17 protein-coding genes and 1 pseudogene are annotated in these 17,789 nt (G+C 66.6%); 3 read left to right on the top strand and 15 right to left on the bottom strand.

The annotated features are described in order from the left end of the window. Positions 1–3: 3 nt before the first annotated feature. The 4 genes from EPK82_RS19090 to EPK82_RS19075 all read right to left on the bottom strand — a co-directional run bounded on the left by EPK82_RS19090 (position 4) and on the right by EPK82_RS19075 (position 4,521). Positions 4–990: an ABC transporter substrate-binding protein gene (locus EPK82_RS19090; RefSeq protein WP_134677671.1), complete on the bottom strand. Its 987-nt coding sequence runs from the start codon at positions 988–990 to the stop codon at positions 4–6. 220 nt (positions 991–1,210) lie between these two features. Next, positions 1,211–2,584 (bottom strand): aspartate aminotransferase family protein, encoded by a 1,374-nt coding sequence (locus EPK82_RS19085; protein WP_134677670.1) that lies wholly within the window; start codon positions 2,582–2,584, stop codon positions 1,211–1,213. Positions 2,585–2,615: 31 nt separating this feature from the next. Further along, positions 2,616–4,106 (bottom strand): aldehyde dehydrogenase, encoded by a 1,491-nt coding sequence (locus EPK82_RS19080; protein ID WP_134677669.1) that lies wholly within the window; start codon positions 4,104–4,106, stop codon positions 2,616–2,618. A gap of 223 nt (positions 4,107–4,329) precedes the next feature. Beyond that, positions 4,330–4,521 (bottom strand): hypothetical protein, encoded by a 192-nt coding sequence (locus EPK82_RS19075; protein WP_134677668.1) that lies wholly within the window; start codon positions 4,519–4,521, stop codon positions 4,330–4,332. Between the two features lie 60 nt (positions 4,522–4,581). Here EPK82_RS19075 and EPK82_RS19070 point away from each other — a divergent pair, with 60 nt between their 5' ends. Further along, positions 4,582–5,496 carry a LysR family transcriptional regulator gene (locus EPK82_RS19070; protein ID WP_037051305.1) on the top strand — a complete coding sequence of 305 codons (915 nt, stop codon included), beginning with the start codon at positions 4,582–4,584 and terminating at the stop codon, positions 5,494–5,496. Between the two features lie 73 nt (positions 5,497–5,569). Here EPK82_RS19070 and EPK82_RS19065 read toward each other — a convergent pair whose 3' ends face one another. The 7 genes from EPK82_RS19065 to EPK82_RS19035 form a co-directional block, all read right to left on the bottom strand. Further along, the gene (locus EPK82_RS19065; protein ID WP_037051302.1) at positions 5,570–5,875 is read right to left on the bottom strand and encodes an NIPSNAP family protein; all 306 of its coding nucleotides are present in this window, start codon (positions 5,873–5,875) and stop codon (positions 5,570–5,572) included. 75 nt (positions 5,876–5,950) lie between these two features. Further along, positions 5,951–6,487: a L,D-transpeptidase family protein gene (locus EPK82_RS19060; RefSeq protein WP_244230036.1), complete on the bottom strand. Its 537-nt coding sequence runs from the start codon at positions 6,485–6,487 to the stop codon at positions 5,951–5,953. Between the two features lie 103 nt (positions 6,488–6,590). After that, positions 6,591–7,670, bottom strand: coding sequence for a DmpA family aminopeptidase (locus EPK82_RS19055; protein WP_134677667.1), 1,080 nt, complete (start codon positions 7,668–7,670; stop codon positions 6,591–6,593). Next, complete coding sequence (locus EPK82_RS19050) at positions 7,663–8,523, bottom strand: ABC transporter permease (protein ID WP_037051294.1); 861 nt, start codon at positions 8,521–8,523, stop codon at positions 7,663–7,665. Before EPK82_RS19050 ends, EPK82_RS19055 begins: the two co-directional genes overlap by 8 nt. Continuing rightward, on the bottom strand, positions 8,520–9,407 hold the full coding sequence (locus tag EPK82_RS19045) for an ABC transporter permease (RefSeq protein ID WP_037051291.1): 888 nt from the start codon (positions 9,405–9,407) through the stop codon (positions 8,520–8,522). The genes EPK82_RS19050 and EPK82_RS19045 overlap by 4 nt, the downstream gene beginning before the upstream one ends. Continuing rightward, a complete protein-coding gene (locus EPK82_RS19040) occupies positions 9,407–10,522 on the bottom strand; it encodes an ABC transporter ATP-binding protein (RefSeq protein ID WP_037051290.1) in 1,116 nt (371 codons plus the stop codon). The genes EPK82_RS19045 and EPK82_RS19040 overlap by 1 nt, the downstream gene beginning before the upstream one ends. Positions 10,523–10,627: 105 nt before the next feature. Then, complete coding sequence (locus EPK82_RS19035; RefSeq protein ID WP_037051288.1) at positions 10,628–11,659, bottom strand: polyamine ABC transporter substrate-binding protein; 1,032 nt, start codon at positions 11,657–11,659, stop codon at positions 10,628–10,630. A gap of 215 nt (positions 11,660–11,874) precedes the next feature. On the opposite strand from EPK82_RS19035, the gene EPK82_RS19030 reads away from it, so the two are divergent. After that, positions 11,875–12,726 carry a MurR/RpiR family transcriptional regulator gene (locus tag EPK82_RS19030; RefSeq protein ID WP_230622793.1) on the top strand — a complete coding sequence of 284 codons (852 nt, stop codon included), beginning with the start codon at positions 11,875–11,877 and terminating at the stop codon, positions 12,724–12,726. A 105-nt stretch (positions 12,727–12,831) separates the two neighbouring features. On the opposite strand, the pseudogene argE reads toward EPK82_RS19030, so the two are convergent. The 4 genes and pseudogenes from argE to EPK82_RS19010 form a co-directional block, all read right to left on the bottom strand. Continuing rightward, positions 12,832–13,980, bottom strand: a pseudogene (gene argE, locus EPK82_RS19025) (acetylornithine deacetylase); the annotation flags it as partial. A 287-nt stretch (positions 13,981–14,267) separates the two neighbouring features. Continuing rightward, positions 14,268–14,942, bottom strand: coding sequence for a DUF1028 domain-containing protein (locus EPK82_RS19020; RefSeq protein WP_134677665.1), 675 nt, complete (start codon positions 14,940–14,942; stop codon positions 14,268–14,270). An 11-nt stretch (positions 14,943–14,953) separates the two neighbouring features. After that, on the bottom strand, positions 14,954–15,385 hold the full coding sequence (locus EPK82_RS19015) for a RidA family protein (RefSeq protein ID WP_037051284.1): 432 nt from the start codon (positions 15,383–15,385) through the stop codon (positions 14,954–14,956). After that, complete coding sequence (locus EPK82_RS19010) at positions 15,385–16,743, bottom strand: flavin-containing monooxygenase (RefSeq protein WP_134677664.1); 1,359 nt, start codon at positions 16,741–16,743, stop codon at positions 15,385–15,387. Before EPK82_RS19010 ends, EPK82_RS19015 begins: the two co-directional genes overlap by 1 nt. 283 nt (positions 16,744–17,026) lie before the next feature. On the opposite strand from EPK82_RS19010, the gene modA reads away from it, so the two are divergent. Continuing rightward, a complete protein-coding gene (gene modA / locus EPK82_RS19005) occupies positions 17,027–17,779 on the top strand; it encodes a molybdate ABC transporter substrate-binding protein (protein WP_134677663.1) in 753 nt (250 codons plus the stop codon). Positions 17,780–17,789 lie beyond the last annotated feature (10 nt).

Here is a 17,789-nt window from a genome sequence, read left to right as displayed (position 1 = left end):
GGGTTACGGCGTGACGAACGAGGTATCCACCAGATCCTCGTAGCTCACCGCGTAGGGCTTGCCCTGCAGGCTGCTCCAGGTTTCGTTGGCCAGCTTGATGATCTCGGCGATGTCACCGGCCTTGCCGGGAGTACCGAGCAGCTTCTCGCTCATGGCCTGGTCGTAGAACTTCACGCCCTTGGCCGCTTCGGCCAGGTCCTTGGGATCGGACAGGTAGCCGCCAACGCCCTTGGCCATGATTTCGTGGGCCTTCTCCGGGTTGCTTCGGGTGAACTCGACCGCCTTGTACAGGCCGGCGACCAGCGCCTTGACGTCTTCCGGCTGCTTCTCGATGACGTCGCAGTCCAGTGCCACCACGTCGACGATCACGCCGGGCGTCTCGCCGCTGTCGACCAGCACCTTGCCGCTGCCCTTCTGCTTGACCATGGTCAGGTTCGGCTCCCAGGTCACCGCGGCGGGCACGTGGCCGGCGATGAAGGCCGAGGCGGCGTCGTCGGCCGTCATGTTCTGCACCTCGATGTCGCTCATGCTCATGCCGGCCTTCTTCAGCAGGTAGCTCAGCCAGAACTGCGACACCGAACCCTCGTTGACCGCCACTGCCTTGCCCTTGAGGCCCTGCATGTCGGCGATGCCCTCCTGCACCACGATGCCGTCGCCGCCGTGGGATTCGTCCAGCGCGGCCACGGCCTTGAAGCAGAAGTCCTTGGAGCGGTACTTGAGGATCTCGTCGATGGTCGAGGCCGAGCCGGACAGCTTGCCCGAGGCCTGAGCGGCCATGTACATCGAGGCTTCCTCGATGGTGGTCAGCTGCAGGTCGAGGCCGGCGTCCTTGAAGTAGCCCAGGTCACGGGCCAGGTACAGGGTGCCGTAGCCGACCCAGGTGGTGTGGCCGATGGACAGGGTGCCGGCCTGAGCGCTGGCGGCCATGCCGGCAGCCAGTGCGGTGCAGGCGAAGGTACGGACGAAACGGTGGCGCAAGGATGATTTCATGAAGCACTCCCACAGCCTGTTGGCTCGTTATTGGTTTACGTGGGGCAGGATTGGCCAGGGGCCGAATTGCATGTGCATGGGGCCAGCCTCGTCGGGCCGATCCTGGTTCTTGCCGCCCTCTGCGGGGCGGTTCCGGGTGATGCCTGTCGCTTTGTTCGCTTTCGCAGGAGCGGCTGAAGCGGAATGCCGCCCAGCCGCTCCTACGGGTACATCTCGCCTGTTACAGCAGGTTCAGCTCGCGCCCGGTGCGATCCACCGCGCGCCGGGTCTTCTCCACCAGCTCGTCCAGCTCGGCGTGGGTGGCCACCAGGGCCGGCGCCATGATCATGCGACCGAGGGTGGAGCGGATGATCAGGCCCTCGTCGAAGCCGACAGTGCGGCAGTGCCAGGCGATGTCGTTCTCGTTGGCGAAACGCTTGCGCGTGGCCCTGTCTTCGGCGAACTGCAGCGCGGCGACCAGGCCGGTGCCCTGGACGTCGCCGATCAGCGGGTGATCCGCGAAGGTCTCGCGCAGCAGCTTCTGCAGGTAGGGGCCGGTGTCGGCCTTCACCCTCTCGACGATGCGTTCGTCACGCAGCGCGGTGAGGTTGGCGATCGCCACGGCCGCCGCCACCGGATGGCCGGCATAGGTCAGGCCATGGGCGAACACGCCGCCTTCCTGCACCAGGGCATCGGCGATGCGCTTGCCCAGCACCAGGCCTCCCATGGGGATGTAGCCGGAGGTCAGGCCCTTGGCGATGGTCAGGGTGTCCGGCTCGAAGCCGAAGTGCTGGTGGGCGAACCATTCGCCGGTGCGGCCGAAGCCACCGATCACCTCGTCGGCGCACAGCAGCACGTCGTACTGGCGGCAGATGCGCTGCACCTCGGCCCAGTAGCTGGGCGGCGGGAAGATCATGCCGCCGGCGCCCTGGAACGGCTCGGCGACGAAGGCCGCGACGTTCTCGGCACCCAGCTCGAGAATCTTCGCTTCCAGCTCGCGCGCCGCCTTGAGCCCGAAGGCCTCCTCACTCAGCTCGCCGCCCTCGGCGAAGTAGTAGGGCTCGCCGATATGGGCGAAGCCCGGCAGCATGCCGCCCATTTCATGCATGAAGCCCATGCCGCCGAGCGCGGTGCTACCCAGGGTGGAGCCGTGATAGCCGTTCCAGCGGCCGATCATGATTGTCTTGCTCGGCTTGCCGACCACCTGCCAGTAGCGGCGCACGGTGCGGATCAGCACCTCGTTGGCCTCGGAGCCGGAGTTGGTGTAGATGGCGTGGCTGTAGTGCGCCGGCAACAGGCTGAAGAGCAGCTCGGACAGCTCCACCACGCGCGGATGCGTGGTGTGGAAGAACAGGTTGTAGTACGGCAGCTCCTCCAGCTGACGGCTGGCTGCGGCATTCAAGTCGGCACGGCCATAGCCCAGTGCGGTGCACCACAGGCCGGACATGCCGTCCAGATAGCGCTTGCCGTCGCTGTCCCAGAGGTTGAGGCCCTGGCCCTTGGCGATGACCAGCGCACCCTCCTCGTTGAGCGCTTTCTGATCGAGAAAGGCATGGATATGGTGCGCCGCATCCAGCGCCTGATATTCCTGAGTCGTGTGCTTCGGGGCAGTCATCGCAAGGCTCCTGGGTTATCCGGTCATCAGCTCAGCGGAGCTGGAACCATGTCGTTTTAAGTTGCGTGTACTTGTCGAACGAATGCAGCGACAGGTCGCGGCCGAAGCCGGACTGCCGGCCACCGCCAAAGGGCGTGGTGACGTCCAGCGCATCGACGGTGTTGACCGAGACGGTGCCGGCCTTGAGGCGGCGGGCAACACGGTGGGCGCGGTTGAGGTCGTCGCTCCACAGCGAGGCGGCCAGGCCGTAGACGCTGTCGTTGGCCAGGGCCACGGCCTCGTCCTCACTGTCGAACGGCAGCACCGCCAGCACCGGACCGAAGACTTCCTCGCGGGCCAGGCGGCTGCTCGGCGCCACGCCGGTGAAGATGGTCGGCTCGACGAAGTTGGCCGAGCCGCCGATCGTCAGTTGCCGGCCGCCGGCGACGAGACGCGCACCCTCGGCCCGGGCGCCGGCGATGAAGTCCATGATCCGCGCCGTCTGCCGCGTCTCGACGATGGCGCCGGCGCGGCTGGCCGGATCCAGCGGATCGCCGGGCAGCCAGTCGCGCGCCCGAGCCTGCAGGCGTTCGACGAACTGGTCGTGGATCGAGCGCTGCACCAGCAGGCGCGAGTTGGCCGAGCACACTTCGCCCTGGTTGAAGAAGATGCCGAAGGCGGCCTTCTCGGCGGCCAGGTCGAGGTCCTGGCAATCGGCGAACAGCAGATTGGCGCTCTTGCCGCCGCACTCCAGCCACACCTGCTTGAGGTTGGACTGCGCCGAGTAAGCCATGAAGTATTTGCCCACCTCGGTGGAGCCGGTGAAGGCCAGGCAGTCGACGTCCATGTGCAGGCCAAGGGCCTTGCCGGCAGCCTCGCCGAGCCCCGGCACCACGTTCAGCACGCCTTCCGGCAGGCCGGCCTCAAGCGCCAGTTCAGCCAGGCGCAAGGCGGAGAATGGCGACTGCTCGGCAGGCTTGAGCACCACCGAGTTGCCGGCCGCCAGCGCCGGGGCGAGTTTCCAGGCGGCCATGTCCAGCGGGAAGTTCCACGGCACCACGGCGGCGACCACGCCCAGCGCCTCGCGCGTGATGGTGGCCAGCACGTTGGCCGCGCTGGGAGCGACTTCGTCGTAGCGCTTGTCGAGGCTTTCCGCGTACCAGCGGAACACGCCGGCGGCGCCGGGCACGTCGATGTTCCAGGCGTCCATCACCGGCTTGCCCATGTTCAGCGAGTCGAGCAGCGCCAGCTCATCGCGATTGGCCAGGATCAGCTCGGCCAGGCGCAGCAGCACCTGCTTGCGCTCGGCCGGCGTGCGTTGCGACCAGACACCCGCTTCGAACGCCTGGCGGGCACTGCGCACGGCCAGATCGACCTCGGCTTCAGCACAGGCGGCGACCTGGGCCAGCACCTGGCCGCTGGCCGGGTTGACCGCCGCGAAGGTGGCGCCGGACTGCGCCGCCACACGGCGCCCACCGATGATGGCCTGTTCGATGAAGCCTTGCTGCCGAGCGCGTTGCTGCCAGTCGCTGAGTTCGTACACCGCAGTCCCCTTAACCGTCTGGTGGTTGCGGAACTGATGGTGGCGCAAGCCCGAAGATAGGAAAAATATTAAAAATGTCGCCGGGACATACGAAAAAGCTCGTCACGCCAGCACCAAAGCAGTGCAGCTCGCCAGCTCCTTGTGCACGCGTCGCCAACGCCCCCGTGACGCCGCGACATGCCTGCCGGCGCTGCGCCATGACGGGATTGGCGGGCGCACTCTTTCAGCGCATGCTCATCGGCACGGCGGCCCGTTCGCGGCGGTGGAATTCGCCCCGCTGCGCGCCCAGACCTGCCCGGCGAGCCGATCGAGGCAGCGCCCTGGCGATCACCCCGGGCGTGTACGGCTTTTGCAGGCAGGCGTGCAGACGCCGCTGGCCAGCAAAAATATGGCCACTGGCAAAGAAGATGCTCACCTGCACGGCACCCGAGTGCGGGTATGGTGAACGTCGCAACGAACATCATCAGAGGTTTGCGTGGCTGCCTACACCCTGCGTCAACTCAAGTACTTCGTCACCACCGTCGAGTGCGGCAGCGTCGCCGAGGCGTCACGCAAGCTGTACATCGCGCAGCCGTCGATCTCCACGGCGATCAAGGGCCTGGAAGAAAGCTTCGGTGTGCAGCTGTTCATCCGTCACCACGCCCAGGGGGTCTCGCTCACCCCGGGCGGGGCGCGCTTCTACCGCAAGGCGCAGGAACTGCTGCGCATGGCGCGTGAGTTCGAGCAGAACGCCCTGGCCGACAACGACGTGGTGGCCGGGCAGATCGACATCGGCTGTTTCGAGACGGTCGCGCCGCTGTACCTGCCACGCCTGATCGCCGGCTTTCGCCAGCGCTACCCGGGCGTGGAGATTCGCCTGCATGACGGCGAGCAGCATGAACTGGTGCAGGGCCTGACAGCCGGCCGCTTCGACCTGGCGATCTTCTACGAGCATGACCTCGACGGCACCATCGAGACCGAACCGCTGATGCCGCCGCAGCGCCCCTACGCGCTGCTGCCCGAGGGCCACCGGTTCGCCGCCCAGGCCCAGGTATCGCTGCGCGACCTGGCGCTCGACCCGATGATCCTGCTCGACGTGCTGCCGAGCCGTAACTACTTCGTCAGCATCTTCGAGGAGCTGGGCCTGTCGCCCAACATCCTGTTCAGCTCGCCGTCGATCGAGATGGTGCGCGGCATGGTCGGCCAGGGCTTCGGTTTCTCCGTGCTGGTCACCCGCCCGCACTGCAACACCACCTACGACGGCAAGCAGGTGGTCTGCGTGAACATCGCCGAAGACGTCACCGGCTCCGGCCTGGTGGCCGCCTGGCTCAAGCGCGCCCAGCTGACCAAGCCGGCCCGGCTGTTCGTCGATTACTGCAAGGAAGAGCTGGGCGAGGCGGCACCGCTCTGAACGAGTTCCCGGATTGCATCCGGGCTACAGGCAGCGCTGCTCATATCGCCTGGATGCAATCCGGGGCCGTCGCCTAGTCGAACACAGGACGGAAGAAGCTGCGCTCGTAACTCAGGATGCAGCGCGTGTCCTCGGCGTAGCGGAAGGCGGCCTGGCAGTCGGCGTCGGCCAGCGAATCCTGGCGATAGCGCTCGTATTCGGCCAGGCTGGGGAAGCTGAACAGCGCCAGGGCCACGTTGTTGGCGCCTTCCGATGGCAGGAAGTAGCCGTGGTGCGTACCGCCGAACTTCTCCACCAGGGGAATCCACAGCTTGGCGTAATGCTCGAATTCCTCGAGCTTGTAGGCATCGACGATGTAACGCAGGTAGCAGGTGACCATGGGTCGTCCTTGTCGCAGCTTGAAACGGGACCGGCGATGGAAGCACAAGGGCCGCCGCTCACGCCATCCTTCGGCTCAGTGAATCTCGATGGGCGTGCCGTTCGCCACGCGCAGCCAGATCTCGCGCATCTCGTCGTTGCTCACGGCGATGCAGCCATCGGTCCAGTCCCAGAGATGGTGCAGCGGACCCAGCCAGCCCCAGCCATTGGGCAGGCCATGGATCATGATATTGCCGCCCGGCGCCTCGTCGCGCGCCGCAGCCGCGGCCTCGTCCCGGGCATTGGGGTAGGAGATGTGCAGGCTCAGGTAGGCCATCGACCTGGGGTTGCGCCAGTCGATCAGGTAGCGCCCCTCGGGGGTACGCTCATCCCCTTCACGCTGCTTGTGCCCGGCATCGCCGGCCGCACCGAGGGCGATGCGGTACTCGCCCAGCACCTGGCCGTCGCGCCACAGCTGCATGCGCCGCTGCGCCTTGTCCACGGTGATCAGGTCCGCCTGTTCGGCCGCCACCGGCGCAGGTTCCGGGCCGCCCGCCAGGCGCCCCATGATCTTGGTGTAACCTAGTGGCAGCGCCACCAGCAGTGCCATTCCCAGTAGCCATCCACGCTTCACCAGCGGCCTCCTGCCATTCCCTCGGTGTCTTCGCGCGCCACCTTAGCAGAAGGCAGGCGCAGCACCGTGCGCGGCCTCGCAAATGCAGTGCAGCGTGACGGGGCTAGCCCGTCACCAGCGCACGTAGGCGCTCGCCGTCGATGGCCCGGCAGATGCCCTCGGGCTTCTGCATCGGGGCGTCCTCTGCAGCCAGCATGGCGTTGAGCACCGCCTCGTCGGTGGCCTGCACGGCGGCCAGGTAGAGGGCGTCGCAGCATTCGTCGCTGAGGTAGTCGAGGCTCTGGCGGATGACCGAGACCTGCGGCAAGGGCCGTGGATTGGCCACGCTGAAGGCCAGGAAGATATCGCCCGAGTTGTTGCCACCTGGCGTGCCGCCCTGGGCGATGCCGAGACCGGCGCGTTGCGCCAGGCGCTTGAGCTGGTGCGGCAGCAGTGGCGCGTCGGTGGCGAGGATGACGATGATCGAACCGCGCTCACGCTCCAGCCCTTGCGGCAGCTCATCCTCCAGGCGCTCGCCGACTGCCACGCCGCACACCTTGAGCCAGGCGCGCTGGCCGTGATTGGCCTGCACCAGGGCGCCCAGGGTGTAGCCTCGACCGTCGATCTCGATCCGCCGCGAGGCGCTGCCGGTACCGCCCTTGTAGCCGTAGCAGATCATGCCGTTGCCACCGCCGACGTTGCCCTCGGCGATCGGCCCGCCAGCGGCGGCGTCCAGCGCGGCCAGGGCGTCGGCCTCGCTGACGTGCTGACCGTTGATGTCGTTGATCACCCCGTCGTAGGTTTCCGCCACCACCGGCATGGCCCACAGGTGCTCGCGCTGCCAGGCCGCCGCGTAGTGGTCGATGGTCCAGCGCGTGGCGGCGTGGTGGACGATGCCGACGCTGTGCGAGTTGGTGATGCACAGCGGGCCGACGAAATAGCCGCCATGCTCGATCCAGTGCGTGCCGGTCATCTCGCCGTTGCCATTGAGCGCATGGAAGCCCGCCCACACCGGCTGCGGCTCGGCTTCGCGACCACGCGGCAGGATGGCGGTGACGCCGGTCTGGATACGCCGGCCGTTGGCCGCCACACCGTTGAGCGTACGGTAACCCACCAGTACGCCTGGCACGTCGGTGATGGCGTTGTGCGGCCCGCTGATACCGGGCAGTGGCAGGCCGAGTTCACGGGCACGAGGTTTAGCCATGGGAGTCATCCTGAGAAGTGGCGGGCTTGCGGTTGCGCAGGTACAGGCCGACCGCCGCGATCAGCAGCGAGGCGAGCAGCAACAGGGTGGCGATGGCGTTGATCTCCGGCTTGATGCCGCGACGGATCATGCCGTAGATGAACACCGGCAAGGTGGTCGAGTCGACGCCGGCGATGAAGTAGGTGATCACCAGATCGTCCATCGAGATGATGAACGCCAGCAACGCACCGCCGATCACCCCGGGCAGGATCTGCGGCAGGGTCACGCGGCGGAACGTGGTCCAGGGCGAGGCCCCCAGGTCGGCAGAAGCCTCCTCCAGGCGCGTGTCCATGCCCGCCAGCCGCGCGCTGACGATGAGGAACACGTAGCTGATCAGGAAGGTGCAGTGGCCGATGATGATCGAGCCCTTGCCCAGCGGCATGCCGACTCCGACGAAGAAGATCAGCAGGGCGATGCCGAGCACGATGTCGGGCATCAGCATCGGCATGAACAGCAGCACCCGGTAGAACGTCCGCAGGCGGAAGCGATAGCGCGCCAGCGCCAATGCGGTGAGCGTACCGACCAGCGTGGAGATCGCCGTGGTGCTCAGCGCGACCACCAGGCTGGTGCGTAGCGCGGCCAGCAGCTGGTCGGTGGACTCGATATACAGCGCGTTCTCGCTGAGGCTGGTGGACAGCCCCAGCAGCGAGCGATACCAGTCCAGGCTGAAGCCGTCCCAGATCATCATGTTGATCGGGTTGCCGTTGAACGAGTAGGCGACGATCAGGCCGATCGGCAGGTACAGGAAGACGAAGAACGCCAGGCTGTAGCCGCCCAGCAGGCGGCGCCCGAGGCGGGCGATCAGTGCGTTCATCGGCTGGCCTCCTGCGCGGCGTTGCGCCCCTGGGCCAGCACGTAGAGCAGCAGACAGACCAGCACCGCCGCCATCAGCAGCATCGCCAGGGCAGCGCCGAACGGCCAGTTGCGCGCGGCGAGGAACTGTTGCTCGACCAGGCTGCCGATCATCAGCACGCGCGCGCCACCGAGCAGCGACGGCACGATGAAGTTACCCAGGCTGGGGATGAAGACGATGATCGAACCGGCGGCGATGCCCGGCAGGGTCAGCGGGAAGATCACCTTCCAGAAGCTCTGCCAGCGGCTCGCACCGAGGTCCGCAGACGCCTCCAGCAGGCGCTTGTCGAGTTTCTCCACGCTGGCATACACCGGCATGAACATGAACGGGATGAAGATGTAGGTCATGCCGATCAGCACCGCCGTCTCGGTGTAGATCAGCTCCAGCGGGTTGTGGATGCCCAGCGCCAGCAGCGTGGTGTTGATGAAGCCGCTGGGACGCAGGATCAGCAGCCAGGCGTAGAGGCGCACGATCAGGCTGGTGAAGAACGGCAGGGTGATCAGGAACAGGCAGAAGTTGCGCATCCGCTCTGGCTGCCGCGCCACCCAGAAGGCCGCCGGGTAGCACAGCGCCAGGGTCGCCAGCACGGTGAACGCGGCCAGCTTGAACGAGCGCAGGATGATCTCCAGGTAGACCGGATCGAACTCCTCGTTGCTGCCGTCGGCCCAGCCCAGCACGCGACCGAAGTTGTCGGGATAGAAGCTCCACTCCACGCCGCCGTACAGCCCCGGCTCGAGCAGGCTGTAGAGCGCCATGATGGCCAGCGGGGTCAGGAAGAACACCCCGATGATCGCCGTCACCGGGCTCAGCAGCCCCAGCAGGCGCAAGCGCTCGCGCAACGGCATCAGGCACCTCCCGCGATCAGGTGTGCGGCTTCCAGGCCGTACCACAGTTGCACGCTGTCACCCGTGCGCAGGCGTTGCAGTTGCGGCTGTGCGACATCGCGCAACACGGCCTTGATCTGCCGCCCATGGGCGGTGCGCAGCAGCAGTTCGAAATCCTTGCCGATGAACAGCAGTTGCTCCAGGCGGCCCTCCACGGCGGCGAAGCCCTCGCCAGGACAGTGCAGGGAAAACTGCTCGGGGCGCAGCATGAGCTGGACGTACTGGCCAACGCACAGCGCCGGGTGACGCGCATGCAGCAAATCGCCCTGGCTATCGAGCAGGTAGGCGACGCCAGCATCGATGGCGCTGACGTGCGCGTCGAACAGGTTGCTCTCGCCAATGAAGCCGGCAACGAAGGCGTTGGCCGGACGGTGGTAGATCTCCGCCGGCGCACCGATCTGCTGGATATGCCCGCCATTGAGCACGACGATGCGGTCGCTCATGGTCAGCGCTTCCTCCTGGTCGTGGGTGACGAAGACGAAGGCGATGCCCAGCTCGTGCTGCAGGTTCTTCAGCTCGCGCTGCATGGCCTGGCGCAGCTGGCGGTCGAGGGCGGACAGCGGCTCGTCGAGCAGCAACAGCGCCGGCCGGTCGACGATGGCGCGGGCCAGCGCCACGCGCTGCTGCTGACCACCGGAAAGCTGGCCCGGCTTGCGCCGCTCCATGCCGGCGAGGCCTACCAGCTCCAGCGCCTCGCCGACACGCTGGCGTTTCTCGGCCTTGCCTACGCCGCGCACGTCCAGCGCGTAGCCGACGTTGTCGCCGATGCTCATGTGCGGAAACAGTGCGTAGCTCTGGAACACCGTGTGCACCGGGCGTCTGTGGGGCGGCACGCTGTTCATCGGCTGCCCCTGGATCAGCAGCTCACCACCATCCAGCTGCTCGAAGCCGCTGATGGTTCGCAGCAGGGTGGTCTTGCCGCAGCCCGATGGCCCCAGCAGGGTGACGAACTCGTTGCTGCCCACGGCCAGATCGAGACCGTCGAGGGCACGCACCAGATGCCCTTCCGGTGCACGGTAGTGTTTCACCGCGCCACGAATCTCGACCACCGGCGCAGTTTGGGTGAAAGCGGTCATGGAGGACTCCACTGATATCGGAGTGATCGCGGCTGAAGCCCCTCCCACAGGGAACCTGCAATCCGTGGGAGGGGCTGCAGCCGCGAGCTGGCGGCACGGGCCGGCTCAGTTGGCGGTACGCACGCGTGTCCAGACGCGGTCGTACTGTTTCAGGCCCTTGCCCAGGTCGCCGAAGATCTGCAGCTTGGCCATCACCTCGGCCGGCGGGTTGACCTGCGGGTTGTCACGCAGCTCAGCCGGCAGCAGCTTGAGCGCTTCCCGGTTCGGCGTGCCGTTCATCTGCTGCGCGGTGTTCAGCGCGGCGATTTCCGGTTGCAGCAGGAAGCTCATGAAGCGCTTGGCAGCCGCTTTGTTCGGCGCACTCTTGAGCACGCAGACGTCTTCCTGGTACATGGTCGCGCCTTCCTTGGGGATGACGTAGGCGAGGTTCTGCGGGTCCTGCTTCACGTACATCATGGCGCCGACGAAGTAGTGCGCGGCAGCGGCGTCGCCGGACTGCACCATCGGCACGCTGTCGTAGGTGAAGGCGGAAACCAGCGGCTTGCGTTCGATCAGCCAGTCCGCGGCCTGCTTGAGTTCGGCGGCGTTGGTGGTGTTGACCGACTTGCCGTCCTTGATCAGGCCGACGCCGAGGGTCTCGCGCATGTCGTCGAGCAGGATCACCTTCTTGCCGGCCTGGGCCTCGGCAAAGAAGTCGTCCCAGCTCTCGATCGGCTTGGACACCTTGTTCTTGTTGTAGAAGATGCCCACCGTGCCCCAGGCGTAAGGCATGCAGTACTCACCCTTGGGATCGGACTTGGCACGCAGAAAGGCAGGGTCGATATTGGCGAAGGCCGGGTCCTGATTGATGTCGGTCTTTTCCAGCAGATCGAGCACGGCCATGGTGTCGTGCATGTGTACCGAGGGAAAGACGATGTCATAGCCCTTGGCACCGGCCTGCAACTTGGCCAGCATCTCTTCGTTGCTGCCATAGGTATCGAGTGACACCTTGATGCCGGTTGCGGCGGAAAACCGAGTCAGTACCTCGGGGTTGATGTAGTCGCCCCAGTTGTAGAGGTGCAGTTCCTCGGCAGCCAGGGCGGTAGCGCTCGTGCCACCGAGGGCGACACACAGGGTGAGATGACGCAGCTTGAGCATGTTCCTGTTCTCCACTGTTCTGGTCGCGTCAGGGCGCGACATTTGCTTGTTGCGGCAGGAATTCGCGAGCGTCGACAACGAGGCGGAAAGACTTCTGCTGGCTTCCTCACCCGAACGGCGGTCAATCGACAGCTCTTTTGCGTTACGGATGCAGGGTAGAATATATTTCTTCCAAATATCAACACTCTGACATTTAAATGTCAGAAGAATTTGGCATGGCAAAGGAAACGGACATGCTCGATGGCAAGATGCAACACCTGGAAGGCAAGCTGACGCCGGCCGAGCGCACCCTCTGGGCCTATATCCAGGCCAACCTGGAGACGCTGGCGTTCGAGAATGGCGCCAGCCTCGCGAGCAAGAGCGGCGTCAGCCCCAACACCGTCAGCCGCTTCCTGCGCCGGCTCGGCTACAAGGGCCTGAAGAGCCTGAAGGACGAACTCCGCGACGAAGTCCGCGTGCAGTCATTGCTCAACCCGACGCTGATCGAACGGGTCGAGCAGCCGGAAGATCTGGTCACCCACCTGAACGAGGAGATCGAAGCGCTGCGAGCCTTCGCCGAGCAACTCGGCAGCCAGCACTGGCGCGATATCGTGGCGCGTGTCAGCGAGGCCGAGCGCGTATTCGTCTGCGGCTTCCAGACCATTCGCGGGCTGGCCGAGGACTTCGCCAATCGCCTGGCCCTGGTGCGTTCCGGGGTGGAGTTTCTCGACCTCTACAGCGGCGTGCTGGGGCAATGGCTGGACAGCCACAACCAGCGTTGCTGCGTGATCCTGGTGGACATCGCGCCCTATGCCGACGCGGGTATCGCCTTCGCCAACAACTGCCTGCGCCAGGGCACCGACCTAGTGGTGTTCACCGACGAATATGGTATCGCCCGCCACATCGAAACGCCCTACATCGTCACCATGAAAACCAAGACCGGGTTGATTCTCGAATCCACCGGCGGCCTGACCAGCGCGCTGAACGTGCTGCTGCACTGCGTCGCCACCCAGCACAAGGATCAGCTCAAGGAGCGTCTCGGCGCCTACCGGGAGCGGGTCGAGAGCCTCAAGCTGTATCGCAGCTAGGCAAGGTTGCGCCAGCCAGGGCCTGGCTGGCCAGCTCGCTCAGGCGGACGGCGCAGCCGCCGAGAATCCTGTCGAAGGAGCAGGTTTTCCCGCTGGCGAAGCCGACTGCTGCATCCAGCTCGCCAGCCGCGCCAGCATCGCGTCGCAACGGGCCAGCTGCTCGAGGCTGACGAATTCGTCCGGCTTGTGCCCCTGCTCCATGCTGCCGGGGCCGCAGACCACGGTGGCCACGCCGGCCTCGTCGAACAGGCCGCCCTCGGTGCCGAAGGCGACGGTGCTGAAGTCCTCGCGTTCGGCGATCAGCGCCAGCAGACGCGCGGCGTCGCTGGCCGCATCGGTCAGCAGGCCGGGATAACTCGACAGCTCGCTGAAGCGGATGTCGCTGTCCGCGCTCACCGCACGCATGCGCGGCAGCAGCTCACGCTCGGCGTAGGCACGCAGCTCACTGGCGACCTGCTGTGGATCATCGGCTGGCAAGGCGCGCATCTCGAAGTCGAAACGGCACTCGGCGGGCACGATGTTCAGGGCCCGGCCGCCCTGGATCACACCGGTCTGCAGCGTGGAGTAAGGCGGGTCAAAACGTGCATCGTGACGCTCGGGCGCCGCCAGGCGCGTACCGATCTCGCCCAGCTGGCCGATCAGCCTGGCCGCGTACTCGATGGCGTTCACCCCTCGCGGCGCGTAGGCCGAGTGGCAGGCGGCGCCGTGCACCTCGCAGCGCATCGCCAGCTTGCCCTTGTGCCCGAGCACCGGGCGCATCTCGGTGGGCTCGCCGATCAGGCAGATGGCCGGGCGCTCGTGGCTGCCGCGCAGACGCTCGACCAGGCTGCGCACGCCGAGGCAACCGACCTCCTCGTCATAGGAAATGGCGATATGCAGCGGCAGCCGCAGCGGCTGGCGCAGAAAGCCCGGCACGGCCGCCAGCACGCAGGCGATGAAGCCTTTCATGTCCGCCGTACCTCGCCCGTACAGGCGCCCGTCGCGCTCGCTCATGGCGAAGGCCGGCACCGTCCAGTGCTGCCCGTCTATCGGCACCACGTCACTGTGGCCGGACAGCATCACGCCCCCCGCGCCACTCGGACCGATGCGCGCATAGAGGTTGGCTTTGCTGCGTTCGGCGTTGAACAGCAACTCGCTGGAGACTCCGTAGCCCGCCAGGTAATCACGCACGTAGTCGATCAGCGCGAGGTTGGATTCGCGGCTGGTGGTGTCGAAGGCGATCAGGTCGGCGAGCAGGTCGCGGCTGGCAGGCATGGGGCAGTTACCGGTACGTGGGTGGATGGACAAGGCGGCGCATGCGCAGGGTGGATGGCGCTGTATCCCGCCACCCGCACGGAGCCACGCGGTGCACGAGCAATACGTCGTCCGCCGTCGTCGCTCGCGTGTGAACTGAGGACGTAGAGTGTGGTTGTGGGAGGCGCTTCAGCGGCGACGCACGGCACGCCCGGTCGCGGCCAAAGCCCTGCCCGGGATCGGTGACGCAGGTGTGCAGCCGTATCCAGCCCCCTGGTGCGCGGTGAACGAGCAACGCGGCATCCACCCTACTCGTCGCCCGGCACGCCGTAGCTGGGCGCGGCGGTCGGGTCGAGCGCGCGGGTGATGTAGTCGTGCAGTTGCGGCTCGTAGGCACGCCAGAGCTTGTCCAGCTCGCCGATGGGATCTACCTCGGCCCAGTCCACGCGCAGGTCGACCACCGGCCAAACTAAATCACCCACCACCGACAGCGCCGCCGAGTGCACCGGCCCGGCCTCGCCACCAGCCGCCATGGCCGCGTGCATCGCCGCCAGCAGGCGATCCGGCAGCCCGCCGTCGGCCTGTTCGAAGGCCTCGACCATGGCCTCGATCACCGCCGTGCTCGCCAGCAGGTTGCCGGCCGCCACGCACTGCTCGCCCGCCCGCGCATGGTGGATGCCGAGGGCTTCGCGACCGGAGAAGTGCGCGCTGGCACCATGGCTGTCGATCACCGTCACCTGGCGATACTGGCCATAGCCATTGCTGCCCAGCGCCTTGTCCAGCGCCGCCTGGGGATCGAGCCCGCTTTCCAGCAGGTCGAGGATCTGCGGACCGAGCGCCGGCAGAGTGATGTTCTGCGTCGACACCGCGCCGACCCCGGCACGCAGCCAGGGGCAACGCGCGCCGACGGCAATGCTGGAGGAGCTGATGGCAATGCCGAGGTGGCCGGTCTCCGGGCAGCGCCCGACGATGGAAAAAGTCATGTGCGCACTCCTCAGGCCTGCGTGCTGGGCCAGTCGTCCGGGATCACCGCGATCACGTCGATCTCCATCAGCCACTGCGGCTGACCGAGGGCCGAGACCACCAGCCCGGTGGAGATCGGGAACACGCCCTTGAGCCACTTGCCGACTTCGCGATAGACCGGCTCGCGGTAGCGCGGATCGATGATGTAGGTGGTGGTCTTGACGATGTGCGAGAGGTCGCTGCCGGCCTCTGCAAGCAGTTGCCTGACGTTCTTCATCGCCTGCTCGGCCTGCGCCGCCGGGTCGCCCAGGCCGACCAGGTTGCCCTCGAAGTCGGTGCCGACCTGACCGCGCACGTACACGGTGTTGCCGGCGCGCACGGCCTGGCACAGGTCATTGTCCAGGGACTGGTTGGGGTAGGTGTCCTTGGTGTTGAACATGCGGATGCGGGTATGCGTGGGCATCAGCGAACTCCTGTCAGGCTGGCGGGTGCCGGGCTGCCGGCGGTGTCGGCCGCACGCTGCGCGGCATCGCGGTAGGCGCTGTACTTGCGCTGGGTGGCGATGTGATCGGCGACATGCTTGGCGTCGTGCCACACGCCCCAGATGAAGGTGGAGCCCCGCCGCGACAGCCACGGCAGGCCGACGAAGTACACGCCCGGCTCGCTGGAGACGCCACGCTGGTGCTGCGGCTTGCCGCTGCCGTCGAAGGCATTGACCTGCAGCCAGCTGAAGTCCACGGCGAAGCCGGTGGCCCAGATGATCGTGCCGATACCGGCCGCGGCCAGATCGAGCTGCCGCAGCGGCTGGCTGACGCAGGCCGGCTCGGGGAAGCGCCGGCGGGCCTCGGGCTCTTCCGGCAGATCGAGTCCGTTGCGGGCGATATAGGCGTCGGCGGCATCGAGCAGCGACAGGTAGTTCTCGTCGCCACGGGCCAGGTTCTCCGCCAGGTCATCGGCGAACTGCGCCATGCCCTGCTCGAAGGCGCGGGTCAGCCCGACCAGGGTGATGCCCTGCCCGGCCAGCTCGCGGAAGTCGATGGTGCGGCCGCCATGGGCGCCGCTGACGGCGATGGTCACGTGCTCCTTGCCCGGCTGCACGCTTTCCAGGTCCCACAGGCCGAGCACGCCCAGCCACCAGACGAAGTCGCGACCACGGTAGCTGCGCGGCGGACGATCGTGCGCGCCCACGGAGAGGTAGACCTGACGCCCGGCGCGGTTCAGCTCATCGGCGATCTGCACCCCGGAAGAGCCGGCGCCGATCACCAGCACGCCGCCTTCGGGCAGTTGCTGCGGGTTGCGGTAGTGCGCCGAGTGAATCTGCAGCAGCGCCTCGCTCTGCGGCGCGATGGCCGGAATGACCGGACGCTGGAACGGGCCGGTCGCGGCCACGACACGGTTGGCGCGGATCACGCCCTCCGAGGTTTCCACGGTGAAGCCGGGACGCTCGGCGTTGCGCCGCACCTGCTTCACCTCGACGCCGGTGCGGATCGGCGCGTCGATCATCCTGGCGTAGGCCTCGAAGTAATCGGCAACCTGATCCTTGTGGGCGAAGGCGTCCGGGTCGAGACCGGGAAATTCCATGCCCGGGAAACGGTCATGCCACACCGGCCCGTTGGTCACCAGCGAATCCCAGCGCACCGTGCGCCAGGCTTCGGCGATGCGGTTCTTCTCCAGCACCAGGTGCGGCACGCCGAGGCGGCCCAGGTGCTCGCTCATGGCCACCCCGGCCTGGCCGGCGCCGACCACCAGGGTGTCGATCTCCTGCGGCAGGCAAGCCCGGCCTGCGGAGGTGGAAAAGGGGGTCTGCTTCAGCTCGGTCATGGGTACCTGCCCTGATTCTGCTCGTGACTGTTGCGCCGTGGCGGCTCGTTGCGGGCATTCTGTTCAGAGCGGGGCATTCGCGAAATTATGTTTTTTGTAGTCGCTGGCAAGGTAAAAACTGCCTGCATCCCCATTGGGTGCATGCCCCGTCGTCATGCACGAAGAACGTGCACGGGAACGACGCACGCATGCGCTATATACAAATAGATATAACGATGTAGGATGGCCGCACCCGGCCTGCCCTCGGCGCCCCATCAACGCCCGTACACGACAAGGAATCCTCATGCTCAAGCCCCTCAAGCACAGCCTGCTCGTTCTTGGCCTGGTCTTCGCCGGCAGCACGCTGGCCGATGAGGTGAAGGTGGCCGTGGCCGCCAACTTCACCGCGCCGATGCAGGCCATCGCCCCCGAATTCGAGAAAGCCACCGGGCACAAGCTGGTCGCGGCCTTCGGCGCCACGGGCCAGTTCTACGCACAGATTCGCAATGGCGCACCGTTCGAGGTGTTCCTCGCCGCCGACGACAGCACCCCGAGCAAGCTGGAGAGCGAGGGCCTGACGGTCGAGGGCTCGCGTTTCACCTACGCCGTCGGTGGCCTGGTGCTGTGGTCGGCCGCTGCCGACTACCTGGACGGCAGCGCCGCGGCGCTCAAGGCCGGGCAGTTCAAGCACCTGTCCATCGCCAACCCGAAGGCCGCTCCCTACGGCCTGGCCGCCACCCAGGTGCTGGACAAGCTGGGGCTGAGCGAGGCGCTCAGGGACAAGCTGGTCGAAGGCCAGAACATCACCCAGGCGCACCAGTTCGTCTCCAGCGGCAACGCCGAGCTGGGCTTCGTCGCCCTGTCGCAGGTGTACAAGGACGGCAAGATCAGCAGCGGCTCGGCGTGGATCGTGCCGGGTGACATGTACGAGCCGATCAAGCAGGATGCGGTGATCCTCAAGCCGGGCGCGAACAACCCTGCCGCCAGTGCCCTGGTCGACTACCTGAAAGGCCCGGAGGCGGCCAGGATCATCGAATCCTTCGGCTACACCCTGTAATGCCCGTGGC

Source organism: Ectopseudomonas khazarica (genome assembly GCF_004521985.1).
GTDB lineage: Bacteria > Pseudomonadota > Gammaproteobacteria > Pseudomonadales > Pseudomonadaceae > Aquipseudomonas > Aquipseudomonas khazarica.
This window is presented reverse-complemented; position numbering and strand designations above follow the sequence as displayed.